12 protein-coding genes are annotated in these 14,710 nt (G+C 52.6%); 6 read left to right on the forward strand and 6 right to left on the reverse strand.

Annotated features, from left to right (window positions below; all coding sequences use genetic code 11):
* Nucleotides 1-6: 6 nt before the first annotated feature.
* Together OLG56_RS00745 and OLG56_RS00750 are read right to left on the reverse strand one after the other, a co-directional pair.
* Nucleotides 7-648 (reverse strand): SadB/YajI family lipoprotein, encoded by a 642-nt coding sequence (locus tag OLG56_RS00745; RefSeq protein ID WP_061377053.1) that lies wholly within the window; start codon nucleotides 646-648, stop codon nucleotides 7-9.
* Between the two features lie 487 nt (nucleotides 649-1,135).
* Nucleotides 1,136-1,498, reverse strand: coding sequence for a YibL family ribosome-associated protein (locus tag OLG56_RS00750; RefSeq protein WP_061377054.1), 363 nt, complete (start codon nucleotides 1,496-1,498; stop codon nucleotides 1,136-1,138).
* Between the two features lie 290 nt (nucleotides 1,499-1,788).
* On the opposite strand from OLG56_RS00750, the gene OLG56_RS00755 reads away from it, so the two are divergent.
* Complete coding sequence (locus OLG56_RS00755) at nucleotides 1,789-1,998, forward strand: hypothetical protein (RefSeq protein WP_001062558.1); 210 nt, start codon at nucleotides 1,789-1,791, stop codon at nucleotides 1,996-1,998.
* Nucleotides 1,999-2,007: 9 nt separating this feature from the next.
* Here the strand turns inward: OLG56_RS00755 and mtlR are convergent, their stop codons facing one another.
* From mtlR to mtlA, 3 genes are all read right to left on the reverse strand, one after another.
* Nucleotides 2,008-2,598 (reverse strand): mannitol operon repressor MtlR, encoded by a 591-nt coding sequence (gene mtlR, locus OLG56_RS00760; protein ID WP_000193201.1) that lies wholly within the window; start codon nucleotides 2,596-2,598, stop codon nucleotides 2,008-2,010.
* Nucleotides 2,595-3,743: a mannitol-1-phosphate 5-dehydrogenase gene (gene mtlD, locus OLG56_RS00765; protein ID WP_000645385.1), complete on the reverse strand. Its 1,149-nt coding sequence runs from the start codon at nucleotides 3,741-3,743 to the stop codon at nucleotides 2,595-2,597. The genes mtlR and mtlD overlap by 4 nt, the downstream gene beginning before the upstream one ends.
* A gap of 220 nt (nucleotides 3,744-3,963) precedes the next feature.
* A complete protein-coding gene (gene mtlA / locus OLG56_RS00770) occupies nucleotides 3,964-5,880 on the reverse strand; it encodes a PTS mannitol transporter subunit IICBA (protein ID WP_000093290.1) in 1,917 nt (638 codons plus the stop codon).
* A 475-nt stretch (nucleotides 5,881-6,355) separates the two neighbouring features.
* Here mtlA and OLG56_RS00775 point away from each other — a divergent pair, with 475 nt between their 5' ends.
* The 4 genes from OLG56_RS00775 (at nucleotide 6,356) to yiaY (ending at nucleotide 11,638) form a co-directional block, all read left to right on the forward strand.
* Complete coding sequence (locus tag OLG56_RS00775; protein WP_000766681.1) at nucleotides 6,356-6,964, forward strand: glutathione S-transferase; 609 nt, start codon at nucleotides 6,356-6,358, stop codon at nucleotides 6,962-6,964.
* A 98-nt stretch (nucleotides 6,965-7,062) separates the two neighbouring features.
* Nucleotides 7,063-8,454: an L-seryl-tRNA(Sec) selenium transferase gene (gene selA / locus OLG56_RS00780; protein WP_023229751.1), complete on the forward strand. Its 1,392-nt coding sequence runs from the start codon at nucleotides 7,063-7,065 to the stop codon at nucleotides 8,452-8,454.
* Nucleotides 8,451-10,301 (forward strand): selenocysteine-specific translation elongation factor, encoded by a 1,851-nt coding sequence (selB, locus tag OLG56_RS00785; RefSeq protein WP_000582383.1) that lies wholly within the window; start codon nucleotides 8,451-8,453, stop codon nucleotides 10,299-10,301. Before selA ends, selB begins: the two co-directional genes overlap by 4 nt.
* Before the next feature lie 185 nt (nucleotides 10,302-10,486).
* A complete protein-coding gene (gene yiaY, locus OLG56_RS00790) occupies nucleotides 10,487-11,638 on the forward strand; it encodes an L-threonine dehydrogenase (RefSeq protein WP_061377055.1) in 1,152 nt (383 codons plus the stop codon).
* A gap of 71 nt (nucleotides 11,639-11,709) precedes the next feature.
* Here the strand turns inward: yiaY and OLG56_RS00795 are convergent, their stop codons facing one another.
* A complete protein-coding gene (locus tag OLG56_RS00795) occupies nucleotides 11,710-12,591 on the reverse strand; it encodes an ROK family protein (RefSeq protein WP_001188272.1) in 882 nt (293 codons plus the stop codon).
* A 168-nt stretch (nucleotides 12,592-12,759) separates the two neighbouring features.
* Between OLG56_RS00795 and aldB the strand changes: the two genes are divergently transcribed.
* The gene (aldB, locus tag OLG56_RS00800) at nucleotides 12,760-14,298 is read left to right on the forward strand and encodes an aldehyde dehydrogenase AldB (RefSeq protein WP_000183989.1); all 1,539 of its coding nucleotides are present in this window, start codon (nucleotides 12,760-12,762) and stop codon (nucleotides 14,296-14,298) included.
* The last annotated feature ends 412 nt before the right edge of the window (nucleotides 14,299-14,710 follow it).

The following is a 14,710-nucleotide window of genomic DNA, read 5'->3' on the forward strand; positions in this document are numbered from 1 at the left end:
TGGCTATTATTTTTTTGGCTTCTTTTTCGTATCATTAATAGGTTGTATGCTGTCGAATATGACATTCTCCATGTTAATACCTATTTTTAGATACTTAAGATTATTGGGCGATACGCCTTTTAATGTTAGCGTGACGTTTGTCCATGTTCCCGGTAAAAGTTCGATTGTCGAATCCATTTTCGTGTTAAGCAGGAGTTGTTTCCAGCGAGGCAGATCTTTTGCCTCGGAAGGTTTTTTCGTACCCCATGTCATATTAAACGCAAGGTTTGATACGGGAATGCTGAGTAAGTTAACTAAATCAAGATGAATAACACTTCCATCATCTATTGGCTCAATAGATAGAATACGCCCGGCTAATCCGATATTGCCGTTGTTAATAATAAAATAGCGCGTTTGTGATGGATCCAGTTCTGTGTAGTCGAATAGCCGTTGTTTGCGTTCAACGCGGCCAACGACTTCGGCGACCTTTTGGGTCGTGTTGATAATCGTAGTTTGTTGTTTTTCTAACAGATTTATCTTTGCTTCTTGTTCTTTTTGTTGTTTTTTCAGTTCTTCAACAAGGTGTTTATCTGCAAAGTAATCACAACCAGATAAAAAGAATGTGAATCCCAACGCAAGCAAGGGGATAAATTTTCCATTTTTGTGCATATAAAATATCCTTGTTAATAATTTATATAATATAAATAGTTAACCTGTTATTTATACAGCTAACTCATCATTTTGCGAGCATTGCCAATAGCCATTAATATATGGTTATAATTAAAACATTCATTGTTTCTATAGGAATGTGCAAATACCCGACGTTGTTTATCAATTATTCATAGCAATACTTTATAAAAATATAATTATAATATTTATGTATGAGCATTTTTTTTCATGGATGATAATGTTATTTAATTTTGCGGGTCAATCATATTCTGCGGGATATGAGAAAAGGGGATGAAAAAATTCATTGCATAAATACAAATAGGCATGATAGTGGAATTTTTCATCCCGAAAAAGCGGGGATTACCGTTAAAAATGAACTTGTATATAAGCGGTGTAAATACGTCTGGATAAAAATTCGGAATATAGCCCGATGCTCTCAAGACATCCTCCGTACACGGGTGTCCTGAGAGCCTGGGATGCGGAAGGTTTAGAACTCGCTCTTCGCGAACCCTGTCATCTCTTTGAGCCCCATTTCCCGGCCCAGCGCCGTCATCGGGTGCACCACGATCAGGCCGCGTACGCTTTTTTTGAGTTTGCCCATATCGGCCTGCTCTTTTTTAGTGATCGCGCGGCGAAACGGCAGGTTCATCAGCTTCTGCGCTTCTTTACTCAGTTTCTGGTTGTGTACTTCGCGCAGACGGATAATTTCTGCTTCCAGCGTCTCTTTTTCTTTTTCCAGCTCCGCGTATTTATCGGCGGATTCAACCAGAGAGAGACCTGCCTGCTGGTGGCGAATAGCGTCAAGACGATCGCTCAGGCGTTTAATTTCGTTTTTTTCAACTTCTTTCATGGGATTGCTTCTGATAGAAATGGGATAGATACCCTATAGTATGCGCGCAGTGAGTGATTCTTCACAACTCATGACGTAAAGATAATCAATTATGGCAAGTATTACACCGCTAATTATTTAGTTATCTCTTTGAGAATAAAATCTTTTTTTCGAAAGAAAAGATGAAGCGCCTTTTTTGCCGGCAAGAAAAGCGATTAAGCACATTTTCCTCAATGACAACGCTAAATTGATCCTAAACTCAAATAAGCGACCGCGGGAGTCAGACGCGGGTCACACATGGAGGATCTATCATGGCAAAAATAGGTGAGAACGTACCACTTCTTATTGATAAAGCCGTCGATTTTATGGCGTCCAGCCAGGCGTTCCGTGAATACCTGAATAAAACGCCGCCGCGTGATTATGTTCCTTCCGAGGTGCCGTCGGAGAGCGCGCCCATTTATTTGCAGCGTCTGGAATATTACCGGCGGCTGTACCGACCAAAAGAAGAAGAAAGAGGTTAACGGCGGGATTTACTTTTGAAAGGCCTTTTTTAAGCTGATTTTAGAAATCAGCTCGGTCAGGGAGAGAACCATCGTCGAACGCACCGCCTGCTGGTAGCGCTGAATTTGCATGGCGTAGAGCGCCGCGTCGGACGTATCAAAATGCGGCGGCGGCGGCAGCGCCATGACGCAGTGTAGTTCGCCAAACGGCCCGAGGATTTCATCGTCGGTAAAGGCGTACTCATTGCCGTCGTGATTCAGCTCTTCGCGCAGCGCCATTAACAGCTCCGCATCTTCATATTCGGTGCGGCTGAGTACGCCCAGACCATAGATAAGTTTCAGACGTACCGAAAGATCGCCCAGCGGCCCGTCGCCGTCCAGCAACGGTTCCACAGCGTATTTCACCGCATAGTCGTCTTTGCGAAACACCTGGAGCACCAGAATATTCACCGCCTCGGTCAATAACTCGACGGCAGTAATCAGGAAGCTCCGTACGGTTTTGCCAGCATTCAGACGCTCAAGCACACGATTTTCAAAGGCCTGGGTTTGTTCCATTATTGCCTGCATATCTGACAATCTGTTATTTGGGCGCAGGCTAACCTGCGCCGGGTTCTGCGTCATTTGGTCGCGTTATAAGCGTTAACCGCCTCCGCCACCACATCGCTATTGGCATCCAGCCCGGAAATTTGCGCCAGAGCGGCCTGTGGACCTTTTTCGTCAATCAGCGCGGCCAGTTCCTGTGCCTGCGGATCTTCTTCACTACGGAAATGCATCGCCGCCGCGATCCCTTTGACCAGATTCACATGCGGCAGACCATATTCCAGGGTGCCAAGCAGCGGTTTGATCAGACGGTCGCCCGCGCTGAGTTTGCGTAGCGGCTGACGTCCAACGCGCTCAACATCATCTTTCAGATACGGGTTTTCAAAACGACCGAGGATTTTCTGAATGTATGCCGCATGTTTGTCGGCGTCAAAACCGTAGCGTTTGATCAGCACCGCGCCGCTTTCTTCCATCGCGCCTTTAACCACCGCGCGAATACTCTCATCGAGAATGGCGTCGCGAATGGTTTGATGACCGGCTAATTTGCCGAGGTACGCGGTTATAGCATGACCTGTGTTCAGCGTGAAGAGTTTACGTTCGACAAATGCCATCAGGTTATCCGTTAACTCCATCCCCGGAATGGTCGGCAACGCGCCTTTAAACTGGGTTTTATCGACGATCCACTCGCTGAAGGTTTCTACCGTCACTTCCAGCGGGTCATGGGTGGCGGAAGCAGATGGCGGCACAATACGGTCAACGGCGGAATCGACAAAACCGACGTGCTGTTCAACCCAGGCTTTATCGCCATCCGCCAGCGCGTTCATCACATGACCTTTGAGCTGTGTGGTGCCGCGCACCATATTTTCACAGGCGATGATATTCAGCGGGGCATCCACGCCCTGCGCCTTACGTTTTACCAGCCCTTTAGCGATGGCCGGAGCGATACGCTCAAGCACAACCGGACCCACGGCAGTAGTGATTAAATCAACGTGGGCAATCAGGTCGACAACATCATCGCCGATGCTGCTGACAGCGTTGACGCCGGAAACGGTATCCACCTGCTCATTTTCACCCACAACATGAACCTGATAGCTATGACGGGCATTCAGGGCATCGAGTACGACCTGGTTTACATCCGCAAACGTCAGTTGTATCCCCGCGTCAGCCAGCAATTTGCCGATAAAGCCACGACCGATATTACCTGCGCCAAAATGTAATGCTTTCATAGTATTAACCTTCATTAATGTTTTTACCCGAGAGGGCTGGGGTGAGGCTTTTCCCTCAACCTAACCCTCTCCACAAGGGAGAGGATATCGCCTTCATATTTCGAACTGCAGATGCGTTGGCTCTCCTCGCTCACCCCAGTCACGTACTTATGTACGCTCCTGGGGATTCACTGCGTTGCCGCCTTCCTGCAGCTCGAACTATTTTGGGGATACTTAACTGTTAAGCTTTTTTACCTGCCAGCAGTTCCAGCACTTCATCCACGCTGGTGGTGTGCGCCAGACGTTCGATCACGGATTCATCATCCAACGCGTTGGTCAGACTAGTGATGACCTGGATGTGCTCATTGTTACGTGCGGCGATACCAATGACCAGACGGGCAATATCGTCTTCTTCTTCACCGAAGCGTACGCCTTCCGGATACTGGCAGAACACCACGCCGGTTTTCAGCACGCGATCTTTCGCTTCCACCGTGCCGTGCGGAACTGCGATGGATTCACCGAGGTAAGTCGGCGTCAGCTTTTCGCGGTCCAGCATCGCTTCGACGTATTCCGGCTCAACATAGCCGCCTTTCACCAGTTGTTCACCGGCAAAGCGAATCGCCTCTTCTTTGTTAGCGGCTTTACGGCCCAGGAAGATATTCTCCGCGCCCAGCTTGAACAGGTTGTTATCACCCTCCTCAAAGCTGTCTTTCAGATGGTCGCGTACTTTCTCTTCATTAGTATTGTGGCGCTGTGCGGCAACCAGACGTTCGGTCAGGCTGGTGTACAGGCCGCTATCCAGGAAGTTGGTCAGCGAAATATGCTGCGCCTGCGGTACCTGACGCATCGCGCGCTCGGTAAGGTCACGGTGAGTAATGACCAGATCCACATCCGGCGGCAGATTGTTAATGGCGCTGTTGGTGACGGAGATCTGGCTCAGGCCCGCATCCTGTACTTTCTTACGCAGTACCCCTGCGCCCATCGCGCTGGAACCCATACCGGCATCGCAAGCCACGATGATTTTACGCACATGGCTCAGGTCGTTGGTCACGTCGCCAGCCGCCAGCGGAGAGGCGCCTTTAGATTCCGCTTTCATGTCCTGCATACGACGGGTGGCCGCTTCAATGTCATCTTCTTCTTTCACTTTGCTGGTTTTCAGCAGAATTGCAGACACCACGAAGGAAACCGCCATTGCCGCCACGATGGCAGCGATGTTAGCGAAGTAAGCGCCTTTTGGCGTCATCGCCAGTACCGCCAGAATGGAACCCGGAGATGCCGGAGAGACCAGACCGCCGTTCAGGATGGTCAGGGTGAATACGCCGGTCATACCGCCGAGAATCACCGCCAGAATCAGGCGTGGGTTCATCAGCACGTACGGGAAGTAGATCTCATGGATACCGCCCAGGAAGTGGATAATTGCCGCGCCGCCCGCAGACTGTTTAGCGCTGCCACGACCGAAGAACATGTACGCCAGCAGGACGCCCATCCCCGGACCCGGGTTAGCTTCAATCAGGAAGAAGATGGATTTACCCATCTCATGGGACTGCTGGATACCCAGCGGTGAGAAGATGCCGTGGTTAATCGCGTTATTGAGGAACAGGATTTTCGCCGGTTCAACAAAAATGGACGCCAGCGGCAGCATATCGTGCGCCACCATGAAGTTAACGCCCGCCGCCAGAATTTTGGACAGGACTTCAACCGCCGGACCAATACCGAGGAACGCCAGGATGGCGAGGATCATACCGATGATGCCAGCGGAGAAGTTGTTCACCAACATCTCAAAACCGGATTTGATCTTACCGTCTACCCAACTGTCGAATTTCTTAATGCAGTAGCCGCCTAATGGACCGGCGATCATCGAGCCGAGGAACATCGGCATATCCGCGCCGACAATAACGCCCATGGTAGTGATAGCGCCCACTACGCCGCCGCGTTCGCCGCCAACCAGACGACCGCCGGTATAACCGATGAGCAGCGGCAGCAGGTAGGTGATCATCGGACCAACCAGTTTCGCCAGCGTTTCGTTAGGCAACCACCCTGTTGGAATAAATAATGCGGTGATAATACCCCACGCGATAAACGCGCCGATATTAGGCATCACCATATTGCTGAGGAATCGACCAAAGCTTTGCACTTTGATCTTAATATCGGATGACATAAAAACACCCCTTCTTATGTTGCTGTCGCGCAGGCTGAAAGCCCGAGGTTTGTTAATGTAGCGGCAGAGGTAGCCGGACCCTGTAGTGTAGATACTGCGCAATCTGGCACTGAATCGTTCAACTGTCCAGACAGGGACAATTTATGTGATTTGTGTCACATTAATATAGGGGGTAGAGAGGTAATTGATGTGATATTGATCACAAAGTGGCTGTGTAAAAAAACAACGAATCTAATTTTTAGCTCTTAAAATGCAATTTTATGTGAGATGTTTCACATTTTTATTTTGGTGCTTTGTTGAATTTTTGTGATCTTCTTCACAAGAAATTTTAAGCCCGGGTAACGTCAATACGATCCGGCAAACATTTTGTCGCGAGCCTTCTCACGTTATGTCATTCAGCAACCTCCTTTTGTGTCTCTTTTCGTCTTATTTGAGCCATACTATGATTTTTACTGGTTGGCAAAAAGGACACGGCATGAAACTCATCGGTAGCTACACCAGCCCTTTTGTGCGCAAAATCTCTGTTCTGCTGCTCGAAAAGGGCATTACCTTCGAATTTATTAATGAATTACCCTACGAGGCGGATAACGGCGTGGCGCAATACAACCCTTTGGGTAAGGTGCCAGCGCTGGTGACGGAGAAAGGGGAGTACTGGTTCGATTCGCCGATCATCGCGGAATATATTGAGCTGCTGGATATCGCGCCAGCGATGCTCCCGCGTGACCCGATGGCAGCGCTTAAAGTTCGCCAGCTCGAAGCGTTGGCTGACGGCATTATGGATGCAGCGTTGGTTTCTGTACGCGAACAGGCGCGCCCGGCGGCGCAACAATCGGAAACGGAACTGCTGCGCCAGCGGGAAAAAATCAACCGCAGCCTGGATATGCTCGAAAGTTATCTGAGCGACGGGACGCTAAAAACGGATACGGTCAATCTGGCGACTATCGCGATTGCCTGTGCGGTAGGCTATCTCAACTTCCGCCGGGTCGCGCCTGGCTGGTGCGTTAGCCGCCCCCACCTGGTCAAACTGGTCGAAACGCTTTTTCAACGCGAAAGCTTTGCCCGCACCGAAGCGCCAAAGGCTTGACGCGCATTATGTCCGCCTGAGCAAACTCACGTTACAATCCCCCTTATGTCGATATCCCTCTCCCGCCAGGAGAGGGCCACCAACAGCCAGGCATTTTCATGACAAGCGAAACGCGTACACTCTACAGCCAGCTTCCTGCTATCGATCGCTTATTGCACGATAGCGCTTTTCTTTCTCTGCGCGATCGGTATGGCCATACCCAGGTGGTTGATCTGCTTAGGCGGATGCTTGACGACGCGCGCGACGTCATACGGAATACGCAAACGCTTCCCGACTGGTACGCAGACTGGGCGCAAGAGGCGAAACTCCGGCTGGAAAATGCGGCGCAAAGCGCGCTGCGCCCGGTGATTAATCTGACGGGGACGGTGCTGCACACCAATCTTGGCCGCGCCTTGCAGGCGCAAGAAGCGATTGAGGCGGTAACGCAGGCGATGCGCGCGCCGGTGACGCTGGAATACGATTTGGATGGCGCCGGGCGGGGGCATCGCGACCGGGCGCTGGCGACGCTATTATGCCGTATCACCGGGGCGGAGGACGCCTGTATCGTCAATAACAATGCGGCGGCGGTATTGCTGATGCTGGCGGCGACCGCCAGCGGCAAAGAGGTGGTGGTTTCGCGTGGCGAGCTGGTCGAAATCGGCGGCGCGTTTCGTATTCCGGATGTTATGCGCCAGGCGGGCTGTACGCTGCATGAAGTAGGCACCACCAACCGGACGCACGCGAAAGATTACCGTCAGGCGGTAAATGAAAATACCGGGCTGTTGATGAAGGTGCATACCAGTAATTACAGCATTGAGGGCTTTACCAAAACGGTAGAGGAAGCGGAACTGGCGGAAATCGGGCGAGAGCTGGATATTCCGGTGGTGGCGGATCTGGGCAGCGGTTCACTGGTGGATTTAAGTCAATATGGCTTACCCAAAGAGCCGATGCCGCAGCAGCTCATTGCCGCAGGCGTCAGCCTGGTAAGCTTCTCCGGCGATAAGTTGCTGGGCGGGCCGCAGGCCGGGATCATCGTCGGCAAAAAAGCGATGATTGCCCAACTGCAAAGCCATCCGCTGAAACGCGCTCTGCGCGCGGATAAAATGACGCTGGCGGCGCTGGAGGCAACGTTACGTCTGTATCTGCACCCGGAAGCGTTGGCGGAGAAATTACCCACCCTGCGTCTGTTAACCCGCAGTGAAGCGTCGATTCGCGAACAAGCGCAGCGGTTACAGGCGCGGCTGGTGGCACGTTACGGCGATGAATTTGCGCTGGAGGTTAAACCCTGCCTGTCGCAAATCGGCAGCGGTTCATTACCGGTAGACCGCCTCCCCAGCGCCGCCATGACATTTACCCCGCACGACGGGCGCGGTAGTCGGCTGGAGGCGCTGGCGGCTCGCTGGCGCACGCTGCCTGTACCGGTCATTGGCCGAATTTATGATGGCCGTTTATGGCTGGATATGCGCTGTCTTGAAGACGAAAGCCGGTTTATGGAGATGATGCTGAAATGATTATTGCAACTGCCGGACACGTAGACCACGGTAAAACGACGTTGCTCCAGGCGATTACCGGGGTCAATGCCGACCGTCTGCCGGAAGAGAAAAAACGCGGGATGACTATCGATCTGGGTTACGCCTATTGGCCGCAGCCGGATGGCCGTGTGCTGGGCTTTATCGATGTGCCTGGGCATGAAAAATTCCTCTCTAACATGCTGGCGGGCGTAGGCGGTATCGATCACGCTTTGCTGGTGGTCGCCTGTGATGACGGCGTCATGGCGCAAACGCGCGAGCATTTACAGATCCTGCAACTGACGGGCAATCTCCAGCTCACCGTCGCGCTGACCAAAGCCGATCGCGTGGACGAGGCGCGTATCGGTGAAGTACGTGAAGAGGTACTGGCGGCGCTCGACAACTATGGCTTCGCCGATACCGTTTTATTTGTCACCGCCGCCAATGAAGGACGCGGTATTGCAGAACTTCGCGCTCATTTACAGCAGCTTCCTGCACGTTTGCACGCCGCGCAGCATCGTTTCCGTCTGGCTATCGACCGTGCGTTTACGGTGAAAGGGGCGGGACTGGTGGTGACCGGAACGGCGTTGAGCGGAGAGGTGAAGGTAGGTGATACGCTGTGGTTAACCGGAGTAAATAAACCGATGCGGGTGCGTAGCCTGCACGCACAAAATCAGCCTACCGACCATGCGCACGCCGGGCAACGTATTGCGCTCAATATTGCGGGCGATGCGGAGAAGGAACAGCTTAACCGCGGCGACTGGCTGCTTTCCGATGCGCCGGTGGGGGAAGCTTTTTCCCGGGTGATCGTTTCTCTGGCACTTCATGCGCCGCTTTCCCAATGGCAGCCGCTACATATTCACCATGCCGCCAGCCATGTGACCGGTCGCGTCTCTTTGCTGGAAGGCGGGCTGGCCGAGCTGATCTTCGATACGCCGTTGTGGCTGGCCGATAATGACAGACTGGTGCTGCGTGATATTTCCGCACGCGCCACCCTTGCCGGCGCACGCGTGGTGACGCTTAAGGCGCCGCGTCGCGGTAAACGTAAGCCAGATTATTTGCACTGGCTTTCAACGCTTGCCGCCGCGCAGGACGATAGCGCGGCGTTGGCCATTCATCTGGAACGCGGCGCCGTCAACCTGCCGGATTTCGGTTGGGCGCGTCAGCTTAATCCTCTCGGTATGCGTCAGCTTATTGAGCAACATGGTTTTATCCAGGCCGGAGACAATCTGTTAAGTGCGCCCGTCGCCGCCCGCTGGCAGCGTAAGATTCTTGATACTCTGGCGACCTACCACGAACAGCACCGCGATGAACCGGGGCCGGGACGCGAGCGTTTACGCCGCATGGCCCTGCCAATGGAAGATGAAGCGCTGGTCCTGATGCTGATCGAGCGGATGCGCGACGACGGCCTGATTCATAGCCATCACGGTTGGTTGCATCTGCCGGATCATAAAGCGGGATTTAGCGATGAGCAGCAGGCCGTCTGGCAAAAAGTTGAACCGCTATTTGGCGATGAGCCTTGGTGGGTACGCGATCTGGCGAAAGAGACCGGAACGGAAGAACAATTGATGCGGCTCGTGCTGCGGCAGGCGGCACAGCAAGGCATCATTACCGCGATCGTAAAAGATCGGTACTATCGTAACGATCGGATTGTCGCTTTCGCCAATATGATCCGCGAGCTGGATCAAGAGAGAGGATCAACGTGTGCGGCGGATTTTCGCGACAGGCTGAATGTAGGGCGGAAACTGGCCATTCAGATCCTTGAATATTTTGACCGGATTGGATTTACACGGCGTCGTGGGAATGATCATTTATTACGTGATGCGTTATTATTTCCGCAAAAAGAATGAAATGGTTAAATTAAATCAGAAATGAATCAATACAATTATTGAGTTGATTTATAAAAGCACATCAGGAAATTAACCTAATGTGCTTTTTATTTTTCTGACTTCTTAAAATAGTCATCGTGATCATATTATTAGGATAATTTCACCCGTATTCTTCGCACCTTATTCTGGTAATTAAGGACAGTATAATGGCAGCTTCAACGTTTTTTATTCCTTCCGTGAATGTAATTGGTGCCGATTCATTAAAGAACGCAATGAATACGATGGCGGAATATGGTTTTCGCCGTACATTAATTGTTACGGATGCTATGCTGACAAAATTAGGGATGGCGGGTGATATTCAAAAAGCGCTACAGGAACGTGATATTTTTAGCGTGATTTATGATGGTACGCAGCCTAACCCTACCACCAGCAATGTGGCAGCTGGGTTGAAGCTTCTGAAAGAAAATGGCTGCGACAGCGTTATCTCGCTGGGCGGCGGTTCCCCGCACGACTGTGCGAAAGGTATCGCTCTGGTGGCGGCGAATGGCGGCGATATTCGTGACTATGAAGGCGTTGACCGCTCCGCGAAACCGCAGTTGCCGATGATTGCGATTAATACGACCGCCGGCACCGCGTCTGAAATGACCCGTTTTTGTATCATCACCGACGAAGAACGTCATATTAAAATGGCTATCGTCGATAAACACGTTACGCCGCTGCTCTCTGTCAACGACTCCTCTTTAATGGTTGGTATGCCGAAATCCCTGACGGCGGCAACTGGTATGGATGCGTTAACCCACGCGATTGAAGCTTATGTTTCCGTTGCGGCAACGCCTATTACCGATGCCTGCGCGCTGAAAGCGGTAACGATGATTGCGGAAAATCTGGTTGTTGCGGTTGAAGAGGGGAGCAATGTCCAGGCGCGTGAAGCGATGGCTTATGCTCAGTTCCTGGCGGGAATGGCGTTTAACAATGCGTCGCTGGGCTACGTTCATGCTATGGCGCATCAACTTGGCGGTTTCTACAACCTACCGCACGGCGTATGTAACGCGGTTCTGCTGCCGCATGTGCAGGTATTCAACAGCCAGGTAGCGGCGGCTCGCCTGCGTGATTGCGCTGCGGCGATGGGCGTCGATGTATCAGGTATGAGCGAGGCGGAAGGCGCGCAGGCGTGTGTGGCGGCCATTCGCCAACTGTCGCAGAAAGTCAACATTCCGGCGGGACTGCGCGAGCTAAACGTGAAGGAAGAAGATATCCCGGTTCTGGCGACTAATGCTCTTAAAGATGCCTGTGGTCTGACGAACCCGATTCAGGCGACTCACGACGAGATTGTGGAAATTTATCGCGCGGCGATGTAACGCCTTTGCCCGGTGGCGCGGACGCTTACCGGGCCTGCGTAGACGATGCAGGCCGGATAAGGCGTAATACGTTAGCTTCGGTCGAGCTTTTGCTGCGCCAGCCAGACGGCGCCCAGCCTGCCCGCCTGATTTCCCAGTTGGCAGGGCTGAATCGGCACCTGGAGCGCCTCCCACATTTCAAACGTTTCAAGATGCCGCGTCAGGAGCGGGTAGAGTTTTTCCTGTTCGCTTATTCCTCCGCCGATCAGCACCACGCCCGGATCAAACATAGAGATCACGCTGTAAACGCCGCGTGACAGATAACGCGCCCAGTCATTGACCGCCTCACGCAGATGAACATCGGTCGCCATTCGTTCGAAGATCACATCCGCAGGCGGCATCTCTTCGGCAGGCTGCGCCAGCGCCTGGCGGCACGACGCCATTAATCCGCTGGTTGACGCGATTTTATGCATACTTTCGCCATTGTTCCCGACCGGCATGACGCCGAATTCACCGGCATGGAAATGTGCGCCGCGATACAGTTCTCGTCCGACGATAATACCGCCGCCAATGCCGGTTCCAATGGTGATACAGACCAGATTGTCATAATGCTGCCCGGCGCCTCGCCACATTTCGCCCAGCGCCGCGCAGTTCGCGTCGTTCTCCACGACCAGCGGCAGATCGGTCAGCCCGCTGAACAACTCCATCAGGTTGACGTCATCCAGATAAGCCAGCGCGCCCGCTTTTGCCGCATGACCGTTATGGGGATTAATATGGCCGGGGAAACTGACCCCGATTGCCGCAATGTCATAGTCCTGTTGGCAACGCGCCACCACATCCTGCCATTTGCGGGTAAACGTGGAGGCGTCCTCTGGCGTATCGAATTGATGATGGGTTAATTCTTCGCCGTCACTGTTAATCACGCCATATTTGACGTGAGTTCCTCCCACATCAATACCGATATATTGCTGCATAGTGTTCTCCGTACGTTAAACAGGCACCTGTTTAGTATGGCTAAAACCAGACGGAGAAACGTAAAGGAAAGTAATTCGTGATTGCTGTCGTAAAGCGGAAAACCATTGGCGAAAAATTCACCAGTACCGTCTACCCTTGTGGAGTACCTTTACAATAAGGAGTTGGTCATGACGAACAATCCCCCTTCAACACGTATTCAGCCAGGTGAATACGGGTACCCACTGAAATTAAAAGCCCGCTATGACAATTTTATTGGCGGTGACTGGGTTGCGCCCGCCGACGGCGAATATTATCAAAACCTGACGCCAGTGACCGGCCAGCCGCTATGTGAAGTCGCTTCCTCCGGTAAAAAAGATATCGATTTAGCGCTCGACGCCGCGCATAAGGCGAAAGATAAGTGGGCGCATACGTCAGTACAAGACCGTGCCGCTATCTTGTTTAAGATCGCCGATCGGATGGAACAAAACCTCGAACTGTTGGCGACAGCGGAAACCTGGGATAACGGTAAACCGATTCGTGAAACCAGCGCCGCCGACGTACCGCTGGCGATCGATCATTTCCGCTATTTCGCCTCCTGTATACGTGCGCAGGAGGGTGGGATCAGCGAAGTTGATAGCGAAACCGTGGCCTACCATTTTCACGAACCGCTTGGCGTCGTGGGGCAGATAATCCCGTGGAACTTTCCGTTGTTGATGGCAAGCTGGAAAATGGCGCCAGCGCTGGCGGCGGGTAACTGCGTAGTGCTTAAACCGGCACGCCTGACGCCGCTTTCCGTTCTGCTGTTGATGGAAGTCATTGGCGATCTGTTACCGCCGGGCGTCGTCAACGTCGTGAACGGCGCGGGCGGCGAGATCGGTGAATATCTGGCGACCTCGAAACGTATCGCGAAGGTGGCGTTTACCGGTTCGACGGAAGTGGGTCAACAGATCATGCAGTACGCCACGCAGAATATTATTCCGGTGACGCTGGAGTTAGGCGGTAAATCGCCAAATATCTTCTTTGCTGACGTGATGGATGAAGAAGATGCGTTCTTTGATAAAGCGCTGGAGGGTTTTGCCCTGTTTGCCTTTAACCAGGGCGAGGTGTGTACCTGTCCAAGCCGTGCGCTGGTCCAGGAGTCCATCTATGAGCGCTTTATGGAGCGCGCTATTCGCCGGGTAGAGAGCATTCGCAGCGGGAACCCGCTAGATAGCGGTACGCAAATGGGGGCGCAGGTCTCCCACGGCCAGCTTGAGACTATCCTCAATTATATCGATATCGGTAAAAAAGAGGGGGCCGATATTCTGACCGGTGGGCGACGCAAGGAGCTGGATGGCGAACTTAAAGAGGGCTATTACCTTGAGCCCACTATCCTGTTTGGTAAGAATAATATGCGCGTCTTTCAGGAGGAGATCTTTGGCCCGGTGCTGGCGGTAACCACCTTTAAAACCATGGAGGAGGCGCTGGAAATCGCTAACGATACGCAGTATGGCCTCGGCGCCGGCGTCTGGAGCCGTAATGGATCGCTGGCGTATAAGATGGGGCGCGGCATTCAGGCCGGGCGCGTATGGACCAACTGCTATCACGCCTATCCGGCACATGCGGCGTTCGGCGGCTATAAGCAGTCGGGCATCGGGCGCGAAACGCATAAGATGATGCTGGAACACTACCAGCAAACCAAGTGCCTGCTGGTGAGCTATTCCGATAAGCCTCTGGGGCTGTTCTGACGCAAGAGGTAATGCCCGATGGCGCTGCGCTTATCGGGCCTACCGCATTGTTATCAGCCTGGTGGTAATGCCCGATGGCGCTGCGCTTATCGGGCCTACCGCATTGATATCAGCCTGGTGGTAATGCCCGATGGCGCTGCGCTTATCGGGCCTACCGCATTGATATCAGCCTGGTGGTAATGTCTGATGGCGCTTCGCTTATCGGGCCTACCGCATTGATATCAGCCTGGTGGTAATGTCTGATGGCGCTTCGCTTATCGGGCCTACCGCGTTGATATTAGCCTGGTGGTAATGCCCGATGGCGCTGCGCTTATCGGGCCTACCGCGTTGATATTAGCCTGGTGGTAATGTCTGATGGCGCTTCGCTTATCGGGCCTACAAAAATTCATCGCAATATACTGATATTGCAAAT

The sequence above is a fragment of the Salmonella sp. 2018103 genome (assembly GCF_026247685.1).
GTDB classification, from domain to species: Bacteria; Pseudomonadota; Gammaproteobacteria; order Enterobacterales; family Enterobacteriaceae; genus Salmonella; species Salmonella enterica.